Below are 16260 nucleotides of genomic sequence, written 5' to 3'. Positions count from 1 at the left end.
TTCTGCTGGAATCAATACCCGCGTTGTACGTTCGCCTGATTCTCCAACGCCAACCCGTTCACGAAGCGCTCAAGATTGGCCAGGAAGCTGTCGGCTATTTCATGGCGGCTGTTGCTGGAGATCGCCGAAGTGTGGGGCGACAGGTGCACCCTGGGGTGGGCGTAGAGCGGATGGCCGTCGGGCAGCGGTTCGGGGTCGGTGACGTCCAGTGAGGCCAGGCCGAGGGTGCCATCGTCCAGGGCCGCGAGCAACGCCCCATGGTCCAGCAGGCCGCCGCGGGCGATGTTGATTAGGTGCAAGCCCGGCTTGGCACTGGCGAGCACCGCACGGTTGACGATATGCCGCGTTGCATCGGTCAGCGGCGCGGCCAGTACCAAGTGATCGGAGCGTGAAAACAGCTGGTGGATGTCCTGCGCGGCCTCGACGCCTTCCACTTCGAACGGCGCCTGGCTTTGCCGCAACGCCAGCACGTGGATGCCCAGGGCACGGGCCTTGGCCGCCAGGCTGCGGCCAATCGCACCAAAGCCGAGAATGCCCAGGGTGCTGCCCTTGAGTGGCGTCAGGGCGCTGAACTGCCATTGCGAGTCGTGCACCCAGATGTCCGGCAGGCGTTTGGCCGCCGCGAAGATCGACGCCAGGGCAAATTCGGCAATGTTGTCGGCGGCGCTGCCCCGGGAGGTACTCACCGGCGGGCCATCGAACAGCCACTTGGGGTAAAAGTCGATGCCTGAAGACACCACCTGGACCCATTTCAGGCCGTAGGGCCAGCCCGGCGGCGGCGTGTCCGGCGCCAGGTAGCCGCGCACGTTGATGGGCCGGGCCAGCAACACACTGACTTCGGCCGGCAGGTCGCTTGGCACGCCGGCCGGCGCGTCGAGCACTTGTGCGCCGGGGTACGTCTGTTCGAGGCGTTGGCGGATCACATCGTTGAAGTCTTTATCCAGCTGGCTGGCGATCACGAGCGTGCTCATGCAAGGTCCTTTTTCTGGCGTTGGGCAAACACCGCTTTGCCGACGCCTTGCAGCACGGCATCGTTTTGCGGGGTGTGGACGCGACTGCACAGCACGTCGCGGTAATGCCGTTGCAGCGGGCTGTGCCGCGACAGGCCAGGGTTGCCGGAGGCTTCGATGGCCAGTTCGACAGCGCGGATGGCGTTACCGGTCACCAGGTATTTCAATTGCGCGGCATGGGCCGCCGGGGTGCGCCCTTCGGCGGCGGCATCCAGCAGGCTGCGATTGGCGAACAGCAAGGTGTCGATGTGCCCGACGGTTTCCTGGAAGCGTGGCAGGGTCGCCAATGCAGCGCCGAGGTTGGACGGTTTGCGCTGTTCCAGCCAATCCACGAACCAGTCCCGCGCGGCCTGGGCGACGCCGTCGTAGACCGCCGAAAGCAACACCGACATCCACAGGAAACCATCGCCGTCCAGTTCGGGCTGCGGCGCACTCCAGCGACTGACACTGACCGCGTGATCCAGTGGCACCAGCACGTTGTCGAACCGCACTTCATGGCTGCAGGTGGCACGCATGCCCAGGTGGTCCCAGTCGTCGACGATGCTGATCCCGGGTGTGTCCTTGTGGATCAGCCAGGCACCCACCAGCGGATCTTCATCGGTGCTGCGCGCCCAGACGCTGAACCAGGTCAGGCCGTGACTGCCGGTGGAGTAGATCTTGCGCCCGCTGATGCGCCAGCCTTCGGAGGTACGCCTGGCGATGGTCGCCGGCAGCCCGCCACGGGCCGGGGTGCCCAGGTCGGGCTCGACACGCAAGGCATTGATCAGCGCGCCTTCGCTCACGGCATCCTGGGCCACTCGCAAGCGCAATGCCTCGGGCCAGTTCCGATTGTCCTGCAGGCGCGAATGCTGGAGGTACTGCATCACCAGAATCAACGCCGTGGAAGGCTCGCCCTTGGCGACCGCACTGATCGCCTTGCGTGCCTGCACCAGGCTGGCGCCGCCACCGCCCAATGCCTTGGGCACCGTCAGGGCCAACAGGCCATGCTCGTGCAGCAACGTGAAATTGTCCCGGGGAAAGGCGCCGCTCTCGTCATAGACGTGGGCCGTGGCTGCCAGTTGCCTGCCGATGCGTTCGAGTAACGTGTCGAAGTCGGCGACATCGACCGATTGCAGCGAGGGTGGGCGTGGAGAAGAAAGACTCATGGTGCGTTCACTCGATCAAAAAGGTGAGGCCCGGATGCGACCCTTATGGCGAGGGAACAAGCTCCCCCGTCACAGGCGTTCAAAGCGGCAGCAGGCGGAAGTTCCTGTCCCACAGCGGACTCACGTCGAGTCGTTCGTTCAACACGCCGGCGTTGAAGAACAGGTCGGCGACTTCTTGTTGCGAAGCAATGGCCTGGTCGCTGACTTCGACGACTTTCGACGGCTGGCTGCGGTTGTTGTACATGTCCAGGAACACGGCTTTATCGACGCCCAGCAACTGTGCCGACTTGGCGGCCCAGGGCTCGGGGTTGTTGTTGATCCATTCCAGGGTGCGCGCCTGCCGTTGGATATAGTCCTGGATCGCCTGCTTGCGCAGCGGGTCTTCCAGGGCTGCGGGGCGCGCGGCGACCAGGTAGTTGCCCGACAAGTAGCCCAGGGCGGTTTTCAACACCCGGGCACCGCTGCGGAACTTTGCCAACTGGATGAATACGCCATAGATCACCCAGGCATCGAGCTGACCGCTCTGAAACGCCGTGAAACCATCCTGGGGCGTGAGCGCCACCGCCGTGATGTCGTTCATGGTCAGGCCCTGTTCCTTCAAGGCCTTGATCAGAAAGTAGTGGGACGTGGTGGAGCGCACATAGCCGACCCGCTTGCCACGCAGTTGTCCGATCGATTCGAGGGAGGAATCCTTGGGAATCAAAATCACCTGGTTGTTCACATCGCCTTGCAGCACCGCGATCAGGCGCGGCTGGCGGTGGCTCTGGATGGAAAAGATCGGTGGGATTTCGCTCATGCTGCCCACGTCCAGGCTGCCCGAGGCCAGCGCTTCGACGATCAGGTTGCCACCGGCGAACTCGGCGTATTCGATCTTGTAGGGGGTATTGCCGGTGCCGGCATCGTCGACGAAATAGGAATCCTGGCCCCGGTAGGTGGCGACACCCAGCGTCAGGTCAGAAAGCCCTTTGCCTTGGGCGCAGGCACGTGGGGCAAACCCTAGGGCGGATAGCCCCAACGCACCCAGGGCGATGGAACTGGCCGTGAGGAAATCGCGACGATTGAATTGCCCTGGCGTGAGGTTTTTCATCATGGTCGGGCCCTTGCTCATGCTACGGCCTCGCGGGCCGCGTCTGTCGCCAGGGGCCGTGCGTATCGGTTGGCGGGCACCGGCAGGCCTAGGTTGTCCCGCAAGGTGTTGCCGTTGTATTCGCTGCGAAACAACCCGCGCTGCTGCAGGACCGGTACCACGAGTTCGGTGAAATATTGCAGGCCGTCCGGCAGCAGTGAATTGATGATGAAGCCATCGGCCGCGCCGTTTTCGAACCAGTGTTCAATGGCATCGGCCACCTGTTCGGGGGTGCCGACAAAGTCTCGCCGTGGCTGGGAGAAACGCAGGGCGACTTCGCGCAACGTCAGGCCTTCGTCCCGGGCCAACTGCTTGATCCGCTCCGAGCCGCCTTTCTGGCTATTGGCGCCCAGGTCGCCCAGTTCGGGGAAGGGCGCGTCCAGGGGGTACTGGCTGAAATCATGGTCATTGAAGGGGCGGCCAAGGGCGACGATGGCATCTTCGATGCTCACCAGTGCCACGGCTTGCTGGTAGCGGTCTTCGACTTCCGCTGCATCGCGCCCGACAATCGGGCGGATGCCGGGCAGGATCGACAGTTCTCGAGCGTCGCGCCCGAAGCCCTGGGCACGTTTTTTCAGGTCCTGATAATAGGCGCGCGCTTCGTCGAAGCCCTCGGCGCCGACGAAAATGGCGTCGGCATTGCCGGCGGCAAAGTTGCGCCCGTCCTCGGACGTGCCGGCCTGGAAAATCACCGGCTGACCCTGGCGGGAGCGAGCGATATTGAGCGGGCCTTTCACCGAGAAGAATTCGCCCTTGTGCTCCAGGGCATGCAGCTTGCCGGGGGTGAAGAATTCGCCCGTTCGCTTGTTGTAGGCGAAGGCGTCGTCTTCCCAGGAATCCCACAGGCCCTTGACCACCGCCACATGCTCCTGGGCGATCCGATAACGCACGGCGTGCGGCGGGTGCTCGGCCTTGCCGAAGTTATCGGCGGTGCCACTGAGCCACGACGTCACCACGTTCCAGCCGGCTCGCCCATCGCTGATATGGTCCAGCGAAGCGAACTGGCGCGCCACCTGGTAGGGCTCGGTGTAGCTGACGGTCACCGTCGCCACCAGGCCGATGTTCGACGTCAGTGCCGCCAGCGCCGAAAGGATGGTCAGTGGCTCGAAGCGGTTGAGGTAATGCGGACTGGATTTTTCGTGAATGTGCAGGCTATCGGCGATGAACACGAAATCGAATTTGGCGCCTTCGGCCAGTTGCGTCTGCTGCTTGTAGAAACCGAAATCGGTGCTGGCATTGGGTCGCGCCTGCGGGTGGCGCCATTCGCCCCAGCCGTGGCCGACGCCATGGACCATTGCACCGAGTTTGAGTTGGCGTTGTCTGCTCATGGTTCTGCTCCTTTAGCGCGAGGCCTGGGTGAAGGGGGCACGCAGGGTGTTGAAGCTCTTGTCGAAACCTTGGGAGACGTCGATGCGGTGGGTCAGCAAGCCTTCTTGCTGATAGATGTCGGCGGTCGCCTGCAAGCCGCTGACAACGGCGTCGTCAATCACCACCGGCTGCATGTGGGTGGCATTGGCCACGCTCAGGTGAACCGCCAGGGGCAGGCCGGTGATCCTGGCCTGGGCGGCGGCGTATTCATTGGGGTGCTCGTTGCTCCAGCGGTAGGCCCGGTCTACGCGGGCGACAAAGTCGTCCAGTTGCTGGCGCTTCTCAGCGATGGCCTGGCTGGTGGCGGCGAGGTAGAGGTGATTGCTCAACAAGCTACTGCCGCTGACCAGGACCCGCGCCTGGCTCTGGGCGGTCACGACCGTGGTGAAGGGATCCCAGGTGGACCAGGCGTCTGCGGTGCCGTTGTCCAGCACCAGCCGGGATTCACTGGGCAGCAGGAACACGAATTGCACGTCCTGGGTGCTCAGGCCTACGCTGCGCAGGGCCTTGATCGCCAGGTAATGCCCGATGGAGCCGCGCGTGGTGACGATGCGCTTGCCCTTGAGGTCGGCGACTTGCTTGATGGGGGAGTCCTTGGGCACCAGGATGGCCGTGGTGTTACGTCCCTCGGCATGAATGATGCTGACCACCTTGAGCGACGCACCCGCGCCCAGGGCGAATACGTAGGGCGCATCGCCCAGGGCGCCGATATCCACGGCGCCGGCATTCAGCGCCTCGCCCAGCGGCGCGGCGGCGGGGAACTCGGAAAACTGGATCTCGTAGGGCACCTCCTTGAGCTCGCCGGAAACTTCCAGCAAGGCCTTGATGGTGGATTTCTGATTGGCGACCCGCAGCGGCTGCAAGTCGGCGGCATGGACCGGGCCAAAGGCGAGGGCGATCAACAGCAGGGGTAGAGTCAGGCGCATCGGAGGCTCCAGGCTGAGTGTTGCGTTCAGCGCCTCCGCCTGGAGAAGGGGTCGGCTGGTGTGGACAGGGGCCGGTCAACCGACCCCTTACGGGTTCAGATCACGAAAAAACCATGGGTGCCGTCGCGGGCCAGTTGGTCCACCAGGCCATACTCCCAATCCAGGTAGGCCTGCATGGCCTCCCGTGGGTTGTCGGTGCCCTCGTACGGTCGGCGATAGCGGTCGATGCGCGGCGAGGCCAGGCGGGTTTCGCCGTGCTCCAGTGGTCGTTGCTCGGCGATCCATGCTGCCGTGCCGCTGCGCAGCAGAAATACGTCCTTGCCGGTCAGTGCCTCGACTTCGGGGACCGCCAGCCGGGCCAATTGGCTGCTGCCACACGTCAGCACATAGCGTTGGGCCGGTGGCACCTTGGCCAAGGCGTCGCTCAACTGAGCGCGCAATACCCACCAGGCGCCGGGGATGTGGCGCTTGACGTAGTTGGCGCTGCCGGTGAAATCCAGCACCACGGTGTCACCTTCGGTCAGCCATTGTTCAAGGGTTCCGGGGCTGATTTCCTCGGCTTGCGGCGGTGCAGGCACCGGCGCTTTCCAGGTGCCCTGTTCACTGAAGTGCGCCGGTTGCAGGTCATCCAGCACGTGCACCTCCCAACCCAGTTGCGCGAGCCAGGAGGCTGACATATTGGCGCGTACGCCGTCGTCATCCACCAGCACCAGGCGCGCGCCGCGCACACTGGCGAAGTGATCGGTTTCCTGCACCAGTTGCCCACCGGGGGTGGAGCGCGAGGCGGGCAGGTGGCCGGCTTCGAATTCTTCCGGAGTACGCACATCGAACAGGTAGGTGCTGCGTGTCGGTTCCTGCTGCCAGCGATGCAGGTCGGCGAGGGTAGCGCGCCCGACCAGTGCCTGGTCGGCGACACGGCGGGCATCGCGAGCGGCGACGTCTCGATGTTCTTCGCCGGTGACGGCAAAGCGGCGTGCCTGGCCGTGCTCCAGGGTTTGACCGGCCAGGGTCCAGCCGATGGTGCCGTTGCGCAGGGCGGCCACCGGGTTGTCGATGCCCGCGTTGATCAGCGACTGGGTGCCGATGATGCTACGGGTACGCCCGGCGCAATTGACGATGATGCGGGTCGTCGGGTCTGGTGCGAGTTCGCGAGCACGCAACACCAGTTCCGCCCCCGGCACGCTGATGCCACCGGGAATGCTCATGGTCTGGTATTCGTCGAACCGCCGGGCGTCGAGCACCACCACGTCGGCTTCGCTGTCGAGCAACGACTGGACCTCTTCCGCCGCCAACGAAGGTGTATGACGCTGGTTTTCCACCAGCTCGCCAAAGGCCTTGCTCGGCACATTGACGTCGATGAACAACTCGCCGCCGGCCTTGCGCCAACCCTCGAGGCCGCCCTCGAGCACGCTGACATCGCTGTAGCCCAGGTCCTGCAAACGCTGCACCGCGATGCCCGCCAGACCCTCGCCGTTGTCATAGACCGTCACCGAGGTATCGCGCCTCGGGATGCGCGAATACACCTCCAGCTCAAGCTTGGACAGCGAAATATTGGCGGCGAACAGCGGATGCCCTTCGGCGAACGGGGCCTCTTCGCGGACATCGACAAGGGCCAGTTCTTCACGGTTCAGCAACGCCTGGCGAATCTCGGCGTAGGAGCGGGTAGGTGCGGTGCTCATAGGGCTTGGCTCTCTTTGGACAGGTCCCAGATATTGGGGAGGAAGGCGTTGGAATAACCGGAAATGAACAACTTCTCGCTGCCGTCGGGCTGATACACCGCACGGCGAACGGCGCCGATGTTGGCGCCGTACACGTGAATGCTGATGGACACCTGGTTATCGAAGGCGTTGCTGACTTGGTGGATGTCGCCGATCTTGGGAGACACCGCTTCGACCTGGCCCGGCACCAGCCGTGTGGGCGTGCCCTCGGGCACCAGGGTGCCATCGGGATGACGGGCGAAGCCTTGGGAATGCTCGGCACCACGCAGCATGCCAATCAGCCCCCAGACCCGATGATCGTGGATCGGCGTACGTTGCCCCGGTCCCCAGACAAAACTGACCACGCTGAAACGCTGCCGCGAATCGGCATGCAGCAAGTACTGCTGATAGCGCTCGGGGTCTGCCTGGGCAAAATCCTCGGGCAGCCAATCGTCGTGGCTGACCAACTGAGCGAGCAGCTTGCCACCGCGATGCAGCAGGTCGCCTTCGCGAGGATTGCCATCGATCAGCTCCGCCAGGGCGCCGATGAATGCTCTGAGTCTCTCCGGGTGTCGGGCCTGGGTCATGGCGATTCCGTCGTTGTGTTGAATATCTGTTGCCATGATTTAAGCATAATGATTTTTCTTAATATGCTATTTTTTAATGATTAGGTTATAGCTGAAAAGAATTTAGAACAGTTGTGAATAGACTTAGAGGTTATCGATCGGTGCGCCGGGCTATCCAGGCATGCGCAATGGCACTATGATTTTTTACAGCGCATTATGCTTTTCAAACATTTTATTGACTGTTCTCTATGTGCGGGCCAAATGAAAATTGACGATATTGACGCCTTTGTCGAAGTGATTCGTTGCCAGTCCATCAGCCATGCCGCCGAGACCTTGCAGCTGACGCAACCGGCTATCACACGCCGCGTGCAGAACTTCGAGCAAGCGTTGGGCGTGGAATTGTTCGACCGCAACACCAAGCCGCTCAAGCCCACGTTGATCGGTACGCGAGTCTACGAGCAGTGTCGTCTGATCCTGCGGGAGATGGATGCCCTGCGCGAGCTGGTCGCCACCGATGCGCCGCCTACCGGCCTGTTGCGCCTGGGCGTTCCGCAAACGATCGGGGATGTGGTACTGCTCGATGCGCTCAAGCATTTGCGCGTGGAGTACCCCGAGCTACGTGCCCAGGTCGTCACCGGTTGGGGCAGCCAGTTGGTCGGCAAGATCGAGCGTGGCGAATTGGATGCAGCGGCGGCGTTGTTTCCTGCGGGCAAGATTTTTCCAGACAACATTGTCGGTGAGTCGATCGGCAAGATGGAACTGGTGGTGGTGTGCGCCAACGCGCAGTTGCCCAAGCGTCCCTGCAAACTGGCCGACGTCTACCAGAATGGCTGGATCCTCAATCCGGACGGCTGCGGTTTCCGTGCCGGGTTGCAGAGAACCCTGTCGGACCAGGGCCTGGCTTTGCGGGTCAACCTGGAAACCTTCGGTACCGAATTGCAACTGGGCCTGGTCGCCGATGGCCTGGGCCTCGGCCTGGTGCCGCGTCCGCTGCTGGAACGCAGTGTTCATCGCGAACACCTGGCGGTGATGCCGCTGAAGGATTTCAAGCCGGTGATGGACCTATGGCTGATCTACCCGCACTTCCTGGGCAACCTTCAAGGGCCGGTGGATGCCTTCGGCAAACGGGTGGCTGGATCGTTGCAGAAGGTCAAGCATGCCGCATGAGTGGGAGAAGGGGGCGGCGTATCATAAAAAATAATAATAATTAGCTTAGATTAAAATGTGCTTTTTATTATTTTTTGCCTTCCCCTAGGCTTCCTGGAGATCCTTAAGGCCATCCAGGAAGTTTTGCCATGAGCAGCGTCAGTCCGTTATCCAGCGTTTCGAAAAATGTTCGCCAGCGTGTCAGTCCCGAGGAATGGGAGGTGCGGGTAAAACTGGCCGCCGCCTATCGGCTGGCGGCCCTGTTCAAGTGGACCGATCACATCTACACGCACTTTTCCGCGCGGGTGCCAGGGCCTGAGGAGCATTTCCTGATCAATGCCTTCGGGTTGTTGTTCGATGAAATTACCGCGTCCAACCTGGTCAAGGTCGACATTGACGGAACCATCGTCGACGACCCGACCGGCCTGGGCATCAACTACGCCGGGTATGTGATCCACAGCGCTATCCACGGTGCGCGTCCCGACCTGCAAGCGGTCCTGCATACCCATACCCGCGATGGCATCGCGGTATCGGCCCAGCGCGATGGGCTGTTACCGATCTCGCAGCACTCCATCGGCTTTTCCGGGCGGGTGGCCTACCACGGTTACGAAGGTATCGCCCTGGATCTGGACGAGCGTGAACGGTTGGTGGCGGACCTGGGGGACAAGAGTGTGCTGATTCTGCGTAACCACGGTTTGCTGACGGCGGGGATCAGCGTCGAGCACGCATTCCAGCAACTGCAAGGGCTGGAGCGCGCCTGCAACATCCAGATCGCGGCACAGGCTGGCGGCAATGCCGATTTGATCTTTCCTCCGGCCGAAGTGGTGGCCAAGGTCGAGAAACAGGCCGAAGTGTTCAAAAGTGGTGACGGGCCGGGTGTTGCGCGGCACTGGGATGCGCTGATCCGGCAGTTGGAACGGACCGACATCGACTACAAGAACTGAGTTTTCAAGCGGTGTGCCAGGCGGCTCTGTCTTTGCCTGACTCACCGCTTTCGCGAGCAAGCTCGCTCCCACAGTGATGAGTGGGTGGGGCACGAATCGCCCATCCAACCACAACCCAATGTGGGAGCGAGCTTGCTCGCGATAGGGGACTGACATTCAACATTGATGCTGACTGTGATGACCTAATCGCGAGCAGGCTCGCTCCCACATAGATACTCAGTGCTTTACGCGACTTTTTCCGCCGCTTGCCGTTCGCGTTCGGCGACGAGGCGACGGGTCAGCGGGATCAGGCGCTTGCCATAATCGATGGCGTCATCAAGTGGGTCAAAACCGCGGATCAGGAACGTGGTGATGCCCAGGTCGTAATAGTCGAGCAGGGCGTCGGCCACTTGTTCCGGGGTGCCGACCAGCGAGGTCGAATTACCTTGTGCGCCGAGCAGACCGGCGATCCCGGTCCACAGGCGTTTATCCAGGCGCGAGCCCTGGGCAGCGGCCGCCAGCAAGCGTCGGGACCCTTCGTTCGGCGGTTCGCGACGCACAAAGCCGTTCTGTTCGGCCAACGCTGTGGCCTGTTGCAGGATGCGCTCGGCACGGTCCCAGGCTTGCGCTTCGGTGTCGGCCAGGATCGGTCGCAACGACAGGCTGAAACGAATGCTGCGCCCGTGCCTGGCCGCCTCGGCGCGCACCTGATTCACCACTTCGCGCACCTGTTCGTAGGTTTCACCCCACAATGCGTAAACGTCTGCATGCTTGCCGGCTACAGCGATGGCCGCCGCCGATGAGCCACCAAAATACAGCGGTATGTGTGGCTGTTGCGGCGACTTGACTTGCGAGTGCGCACCCTCGACCTGGTAGTACTTGCCCTGATAGTCGAAGGGCTTTTCGCGGGTCCATTCCTGACGCAGCACATCAAGGTATTCATCGGTACGGGCGTAGCGCTCGTCTTTGCCGATGTAGCTTCCATCGGCGCGCAATTCACGATCATCGCCGCCGGTGATGATGTGCACGGCGGTGCGCCCACCATTGAACACATCGAGGGTGGTGAACTGTCGTGCGGCCAGGGTCGGGGCGGCGAATCCCGGTCGATGGGCAATCAGGAACTTCAGCTTTTTCGTCACGCTGGCGGCATGGGAGGCAATCAGCGTGCTGTCCGGACTGTTGGAGTGGAACGCGACCAGGGCGCGGTCGAAACCGGCTTCCTCATGGGCGCGGGCGACGGTCTCTACATATTCGGGCTGCAACACCGGGCCGCTGCGCGGCTGGGTTTCCGAGGATTGATGGCCACCGATGTAACCGATGAATTCGATGCTCATGCTGGGTTCCTTGTCTTTGGATAGGCGTGATTTCAAGCCTCCACCGGGCAGGGGGTCGGTCTGTGACGTCGAAAGTAGGCGCAGCGGGCAGGGCTGTGAAATGCCGTTTTGTTCTAAGTTAATTATTAATTAAATGAATCATATGAAATCGTAAGTATCAGCAATGCGCATTTTAAGGTGTTTCAGGGATGCATCCGCCGCGGGACGTGGACTGCGAGCTTTTATTATGCAAATAATTTATCTGGATTATTTTATATCTGATTTTTAATCATATTAGGTTATTCCCAAAAAGAATTTCACTGGTGTTTTTTATGCGAATAGCATGAATTCGAAGCCGTATTCTTGATGAGGAAGGAAGCCTGATGACCGAAAAGACCTTCGATACGCGGAGCACGAGTAGCTCGTTTTCTGTCAGCAAGGCTGTTGAGAGCCGGGGTGCGTCGAAGCTGATTCCCGGCTGGCTACACAACTGGCGAACCCCGGAAGTCCTTCTGCGCCTGCTCAGTCCGGTTGCGTTGCTGCTCTTGTGGGAACTGGCGTCGCAGCTCGGCCTGATCCCCCAACGGATTATCGCCGCCCCCTCGCAAATAGGCGGCACCCTCTGGGCGATGATTGTGTCCGGGGAGCTGGGCAAGCATTTGCTGGTGTCGCTGCAGCGCGCGTTGCTGGGGTTGAGCATCGGGGTCAGCGTCGGCGTCATTGCGGCGCTGATCACTGGTTTGTCCAAGCGTGGTGAGGTCATCCTCGACTCGCCGATGCAGATGCTGCGCACCATTCCTTCCCTGGCGCTGGTGCCGTTGTTCATCCTCTGGTTCGGCATCGGCGAGTTCACCAAGATCGCGCTGATCGTCACCGGTACGACTTTTCCGGTGTACCTGAATCTGTTCGCCGGGATTCGCAACATCGACCCCAAGCTGATCGAGGCCGCCAACACCCTGGGCCTGAATCGTCGCGAGTTGATCTGGCATGTGATCTTGCCAGGTTCCTTGCCTTCGTTTTTTGTCGGCTTGCGCTATTCCCTGGGAATTTCCTGGCTGGCCCTGGTGTTCGTCGAACAGATCAACACCACCGCCGGCATCGGTTTTCTGGCCAGTGATGCGCGGGATTTCATGCGCACCGACGTGATCGTGATCTGCCTGCTTATCTACAGCGTCCTCGGTTTATTGATCGACGGACTGATCCGCACGCTCGAGCGTTTTGCCCTGGCCTGGCGCCCATCTTTTGTGAGGAACTGACATGTCGACTATCGCGGCAAAAAACCTGCAGTCAGAAGCACCGGTACAACTGCGTAATGTGGTACGCCAATTCGGCGAGCAACGGGTCATCGATGGCTTGGACCTGGACATCGCACCAGGCGAATTCGTCGCGCTGCTCGGGGCCAGCGGTTCGGGCAAGACCACCTTGCTGCGCAGCCTGGCCGGCCTGGACAGTATCGACAGCGGTCAGTTGCTGGTGCCCAAGGCACGGGCCGCGGTGTTTCAGGAGCCGCGGTTGATGCCGTGGAAGCGCGCCTGGAAGAATGTGGTTCTCGGTCTGCACACCCCGGACGCCAAGGCGCGAGCGGTGCAAGCGCTGACGGAGGTCGGCTTGGCCCATCGTCTGGAGGCCTATCCGGCGACGCTCTCCGGCGGTGAAGCGCAACGCGTGGCGCTGGCCCGTGGCCTGGTGCGCGAACCCAAGCTGTTGCTGCTCGACGAACCCTTCGCCGCGCTCGATGCACTGACCCGGATTCGCATGCATCGGCTGATCATCGAGTTGTGGCGCAAGCACACCCCGGCGGTGTTGCTGGTCACCCATGACGTGGATGAAGCCATCCTGCTGGCCGATCGGGTGATCGTGTTGGCCAATGGCAAGATCGCCGAGCAATTGTCGATCGATCTGCCGCGGGCTAGAGATACCGGGCAGCAGGGTTTCCAAGCGATCCGTGCGCGCTTGCTGGGGTTGTTGGGGGTCGAGGTGGAGACCGTTGCCGTGGCTGAACGACCGCTCACGAACAAGGCTGTCCGGCGTTTTGCCCATGGCTGACGCTGCTTTCAATTCATTGATACAGGGATGTGCTGTCATGCCGATACACGTTCGCAAATCTGCGCTGGTGTTGTTGTCCTGCGTCGCGTTGCTACTCAGCGGTTGCGGTGACACGGTCGAGTCCCAATCTCCATCTGCTGCCAAGTCAGACTTGTCCGGCGTCAAGTTGATTTTGGGCGATCAAGCCAAGGGCTTGCGCACTGTGGTCGAGGCGGCACATGCATTGGAAGGGATCGACTACACAATTGAATGGGCGAACTTCCAGGGGGCCGCGCCCTTGTTCGAAGCCTTGCGTGCTGGTGCCGTCGATTTGGCACCGGCTGGCGATACGCCGGTGCTCGCCGCCGCGACCGGTGGTACGCCACTGCGCATCGTCGCGGTACGACGTAGTCAATCAAGGGGCATTGCGATCCTGGTTTCAGCTGATTCGCAGATCCGCACCGTTGCCGACTTGAAAGGCCGCAACGTCGTGGTGTCTTCGGCTCGCGGCAGCATTTCCCAATACCTGTTGATTCGCGCACTGGCCAATGCCGGTGTCGAGGACAAGGAGGTCAATGTCGGATTTGTCCTGCCGACCGATGCCTTGTCCGCATTCAACGCTGGCAAGATCGAAGCCTGGGCCACCTTCGGGATTTATCAGGCGTTTGCCGAGCAGCAGGGCGCGCGGGTGCTGATCAGCGGCGAGGGCATCAATACCGGCCTGACCTTCATCACCGCCTCCGATGACGTCCTGGCCGATCCCCTCAAGCGCAAGGCACTTAGCGACGTATTACAACGCTTTGCCAAGGCCTTCGAATGGGCCCGGCAGAATCCTGACGAGTACGCACGGGTCTTCGCCAAGGTCAACGATATTCCCCTGGAAGTCTCGCAACGACTACGCAGTTGGGGTGATGAGGCGCTGTTGCCGCTCGAACCACAGGATGTCCAGGCACTGCAGCAAGTCGATGACTTGTTCGTGGAAAAAAACATTTTCCCCCATCGTGTCGATGTGCAAAAACTGACGGATGACCAGGTGTTTTCCCTGAAGCCTTTGACATTGACGCAGTCGGAGCCGGCACGTTAGTCCGGGGCCAGGCACGTGTTCGTTTTGAATGTTTACGAATGGACAATGTTCGGAGCATCACAAGGGCCCTAGCTTCTGCGGAGTATTAACACCGTGATCTCATACGCGAGGACAGCTTTTCCCGTTGTCGTAGCAACTTCCACATCGAACACAACCCAGCCTCGGTTTGGGTTTCTGGTGTGAATGAGTAATCGGAGGACTTGGGCGCTAAGTTTGAGCTTGTCTCCTGGCACTACAGGAGCAATCAACCTGAACGCATCGATCTTCCCTCCCGCCACGAGGCTTGTTTGAAGAAACAACGCCTCGCACATCAAGCGCTGCGCAAAACCGAAGGTTTGCACCGCGCTGGCACAGTGCACCCCTAACGGGCTCGAATGGGCCAGGTCCGGATCGATATGCATGTCCAGAGGATCGTACTCGGTCGCAAAGGCAATAATTTGCCCCTCTGTGATGGCGGCAGGCTGCGTGGCAGCCCATGTTCTGCCAGGCGTAAAGTCTTCCCAAAACAGCGCCTTTTCCATCGCGATGTCTCCATTTTTTGTGTCATGACCATTGAGGTTCTGGAATGGATAGTGGCGGTGACCAGGGCTCACGGCAATGTTCAACCACCTCAGCCTGGCTGAACGCTTTGGACAATGGGGCTTGGCATCGAGGTCCTGACGGCGCTGTTACCCAATTGATCTCAACCTGCACCACCTTCGGGTTGACACGCGTTGCGTTGGCGCGAGAACTTATTGACGCAACCTCGACCGCGAGGCCACCCGCAGAGAGAAATACGCGTGCTCGCCCAAGACAAAGGGACTACTTCAATCAGCTTGGTGCATGAAGCCCTCGAGGGCGCATTGCGGCGCCAGCTGGATACCGCTGGCGTCCTGCAGCAAGCACGCATCGATCCTGAGCTCCTCACCTCGCCCCAGGCGCGCGTTTCGGCAGCTGCATTTTCTCGTTTGTGGGTTGCGCTTTCAGACCTTCTCGATGATGAGTTTTTCGGCATCGATAGTCACCCGATGCGAAGAGGCAGCTTCCGACTGATGTGCCAGGCGTCGATGGGTTCCACGTCGCTAGAACAGGCGTTGCATCGGATTTTGAAGTTTCTTCGGCTCGTACTCGACGACATCTACGGTGAACTGATGTTTGACGGCGACTGCGCCGTCATCGTCATTCATGATCACGGCGTTGAGCGACGCCTGTTCAGTTATGGAACCTGGCTGATCCTGGTCCATGGCTTGCTGTGCTGGCTGGGTAACAGGCGCATTCCAATTCAGGCGCTCTGCTTCAGGCCCTCCCGGCCCGCTGACGACAGCGACTACCGCATGCGTTTTTGCGAAGACATTCAGTTCGACGCCCCAACCAGCAGGGTGCGATTTGATCGCAGTTATCTGAACCTGAGGGTGGTGCAGACCCAGGCGACCCTGTCGACCTTCATGAAGGAGTCGCCTGCCAGCCTGTTAGTCAAATATCGCAACGAAGACAGTATCAGCGTCCAGGTCCGAATGAGATTAAGGGGGCTTGACCCGGAACAATGGCCAGAGCTCGACAAGCTGGCGAAGGTTCTTGGCATGTCCTATTCGACCCTTCAGCGAAGGCTGCAGGCCGAAGGCATCAGTTACCAGCGCCTGAAGGACAACTTGCGGCGGGATATGGCAATCAACCTGCTCTGTCAGCCAGACATGACGGTCATGGAGGTGGCGGCGCTCACAGGCTTCCAGGAAAGCAGCGCCTTTCACCGGGCCTTCAAGAAATGGACTGGCGTCAGCCCAGGCGCCTATCGTCGATCTAACGCCGACGACTCGAGCGAGGGCTGAACAGCCCTGCATGTGTTCGCGCGCAAGAGTTTCCTTGAAAACTGCAACTCGTTTCCCGACCTGAACCCTCGGTTCTTCCACGCCAGCACCGCCCCGACGTGTCAGGCGGCCACGACTGTCCAAAAC

The 16260-nt window shown here is 61.0% G+C and carries 15 protein-coding genes; 6 read left to right on the top strand and 9 right to left on the bottom strand.

Going from position 1 to position 16260, the window contains the following annotated elements; all coding sequences use genetic code 11:
- Nucleotides 1-11 precede the first annotated feature (11 nt).
- From J4E53_RS05675 to J4E53_RS05645, 7 genes are all read right to left on the bottom strand, one after another.
- A complete protein-coding gene (locus J4E53_RS05675) occupies nucleotides 12-971 on the bottom strand; it encodes a D-isomer specific 2-hydroxyacid dehydrogenase family protein (protein WP_103308116.1) in 960 nt (319 codons plus the stop codon).
- Nucleotides 968-2155 carry an acyl-CoA dehydrogenase family protein gene (locus J4E53_RS05670; protein WP_103308117.1) on the bottom strand — a complete coding sequence of 396 codons (1188 nt, stop codon included), beginning with the start codon at nucleotides 2153-2155 and terminating at the stop codon, nucleotides 968-970. Before J4E53_RS05670 ends, J4E53_RS05675 begins: the two co-directional genes overlap by 4 nt.
- A gap of 79 nt (nucleotides 2156-2234) precedes the next feature.
- Nucleotides 2235-3245: an ABC transporter substrate-binding protein gene (locus J4E53_RS05665; RefSeq protein WP_060743239.1), complete on the bottom strand. Its 1011-nt coding sequence runs from the start codon at nucleotides 3243-3245 to the stop codon at nucleotides 2235-2237.
- 14 nt (nucleotides 3246-3259) lie between these two features.
- The gene (locus tag J4E53_RS05660) at nucleotides 3260-4609 is read right to left on the bottom strand and encodes an LLM class flavin-dependent oxidoreductase (protein WP_103308118.1); all 1350 of its coding nucleotides are present in this window, start codon (nucleotides 4607-4609) and stop codon (nucleotides 3260-3262) included.
- Between the two features lie 12 nt (nucleotides 4610-4621).
- On the bottom strand, nucleotides 4622-5575 hold the full coding sequence (locus tag J4E53_RS05655) for an ABC transporter substrate-binding protein (protein WP_103308119.1): 954 nt from the start codon (nucleotides 5573-5575) through the stop codon (nucleotides 4622-4624).
- A 95-nt stretch (nucleotides 5576-5670) separates the two neighbouring features.
- Nucleotides 5671-7254: a rhodanese-related sulfurtransferase gene (locus J4E53_RS05650; RefSeq protein WP_103308120.1), complete on the bottom strand. Its 1584-nt coding sequence runs from the start codon at nucleotides 7252-7254 to the stop codon at nucleotides 5671-5673.
- On the bottom strand, nucleotides 7251-7859 hold the full coding sequence (locus J4E53_RS05645) for a cysteine dioxygenase (RefSeq protein WP_103308121.1): 609 nt from the start codon (nucleotides 7857-7859) through the stop codon (nucleotides 7251-7253). The genes J4E53_RS05650 and J4E53_RS05645 overlap by 4 nt, the downstream gene beginning before the upstream one ends.
- 240 nt (nucleotides 7860-8099) lie before the next feature.
- Between J4E53_RS05645 and J4E53_RS05640 the strand changes: the two genes are divergently transcribed.
- Entirely contained in the window at nucleotides 8100-9005 is a 906-nt protein-coding gene (locus tag J4E53_RS05640; RefSeq protein WP_060742830.1) for a LysR family transcriptional regulator, read from the top strand.
- 128 nt (nucleotides 9006-9133) lie between these two features.
- Complete coding sequence (locus J4E53_RS05635; RefSeq protein WP_103308123.1) at nucleotides 9134-9928, top strand: class II aldolase/adducin family protein; 795 nt, start codon at nucleotides 9134-9136, stop codon at nucleotides 9926-9928.
- A 224-nt stretch (nucleotides 9929-10152) separates the two neighbouring features.
- Here J4E53_RS05635 and J4E53_RS05630 read toward each other — a convergent pair whose 3' ends face one another.
- Nucleotides 10153-11241 (bottom strand): LLM class flavin-dependent oxidoreductase, encoded by a 1089-nt coding sequence (locus J4E53_RS05630; protein ID WP_103308124.1) that lies wholly within the window; start codon nucleotides 11239-11241, stop codon nucleotides 10153-10155.
- 362 nt (nucleotides 11242-11603) lie between these two features.
- Here J4E53_RS05630 and J4E53_RS05625 point away from each other — a divergent pair, with 362 nt between their 5' ends.
- From J4E53_RS05625 to J4E53_RS05615, 3 genes are read left to right on the top strand one after another with little or no spacing between them, the layout of a single operon-like run.
- Nucleotides 11604-12476, top strand: coding sequence for an ABC transporter permease (locus tag J4E53_RS05625; RefSeq protein ID WP_060742827.1), 873 nt, complete (start codon nucleotides 11604-11606; stop codon nucleotides 12474-12476).
- Nucleotide 12477: 1 nt separating this feature from the next.
- Nucleotides 12478-13266, top strand: a complete 789-nt coding sequence (locus tag J4E53_RS05620; protein WP_060742826.1) for an ABC transporter ATP-binding protein — start codon at nucleotides 12478-12480, stop codon at nucleotides 13264-13266.
- 37 nt (nucleotides 13267-13303) lie between these two features.
- A complete protein-coding gene (locus J4E53_RS05615) occupies nucleotides 13304-14329 on the top strand; it encodes an ABC transporter substrate-binding protein (RefSeq protein WP_103308125.1) in 1026 nt (341 codons plus the stop codon).
- 68 nt (nucleotides 14330-14397) lie between these two features.
- Here J4E53_RS05615 and J4E53_RS05610 read toward each other — a convergent pair whose 3' ends face one another.
- Complete coding sequence (locus tag J4E53_RS05610) at nucleotides 14398-14934, bottom strand: MaoC/PaaZ C-terminal domain-containing protein (RefSeq protein ID WP_146042596.1); 537 nt, start codon at nucleotides 14932-14934, stop codon at nucleotides 14398-14400.
- Nucleotides 14935-15108: 174 nt separating this feature from the next.
- Between J4E53_RS05610 and J4E53_RS05605 the strand changes: the two genes are divergently transcribed.
- A complete protein-coding gene (locus tag J4E53_RS05605; protein WP_103308126.1) occupies nucleotides 15109-16134 on the top strand; it encodes an AraC family transcriptional regulator in 1026 nt (341 codons plus the stop codon).
- Nucleotides 16135-16260 lie beyond the last annotated feature (126 nt).

Source organism: Pseudomonas sp. FW305-28, assembly GCF_017351395.1.
Taxonomy (GTDB): domain Bacteria; phylum Pseudomonadota; class Gammaproteobacteria; order Pseudomonadales; family Pseudomonadaceae; genus Aquipseudomonas; species Aquipseudomonas fluorescens_AA.
Note: the sequence above shows the minus strand (reverse complement) of the source record. Positions and strands in the feature narration are given on the sequence as shown.

Coding starts and splice junctions, on each gene's coding strand:
- J4E53_RS05675 (WP_103308116.1), bottom strand. CDS start 971: ATGAGCACGCTCGTGATCGCCAGCCAGCTGGATAAAGACTTCAACGAT.
- J4E53_RS05670 (WP_103308117.1), bottom strand. CDS start 2,155: ATGAGTCTTTCTTCTCCACGCCCACCCTCGCTGCAATCGGTCGATGTC.
- J4E53_RS05665 (WP_060743239.1), bottom strand. CDS start 3,245: ATGATGAAAAACCTCACGCCAGGGCAATTCAATCGTCGCGATTTCCTC.
- J4E53_RS05660 (WP_103308118.1), bottom strand. CDS start 4,609: ATGAGCAGACAACGCCAACTCAAACTCGGTGCAATGGTCCATGGCGTC.
- J4E53_RS05655 (WP_103308119.1), bottom strand. CDS start 5,575: ATGCGCCTGACTCTACCCCTGCTGTTGATCGCCCTCGCCTTTGGCCCG.
- J4E53_RS05650 (WP_103308120.1), bottom strand. CDS start 7,254: ATGAGCACCGCACCTACCCGCTCCTACGCCGAGATTCGCCAGGCGTTG.
- J4E53_RS05645 (WP_103308121.1), bottom strand. CDS start 7,859: ATGACCCAGGCCCGACACCCGGAGAGACTCAGAGCATTCATCGGCGCC.
- J4E53_RS05640 (WP_060742830.1), top strand. CDS start 8,100: ATGAAAATTGACGATATTGACGCCTTTGTCGAAGTGATTCGTTGCCAG.
- J4E53_RS05635 (WP_103308123.1), top strand. CDS start 9,134: ATGAGCAGCGTCAGTCCGTTATCCAGCGTTTCGAAAAATGTTCGCCAG.
- J4E53_RS05630 (WP_103308124.1), bottom strand. CDS start 11,241: ATGAGCATCGAATTCATCGGTTACATCGGTGGCCATCAATCCTCGGAA.
- J4E53_RS05625 (WP_060742827.1), top strand. CDS start 11,604: ATGACCGAAAAGACCTTCGATACGCGGAGCACGAGTAGCTCGTTTTCT.
- J4E53_RS05620 (WP_060742826.1), top strand. CDS start 12,478: ATGTCGACTATCGCGGCAAAAAACCTGCAGTCAGAAGCACCGGTACAA.
- J4E53_RS05615 (WP_103308125.1), top strand. CDS start 13,304: ATGCCGATACACGTTCGCAAATCTGCGCTGGTGTTGTTGTCCTGCGTC.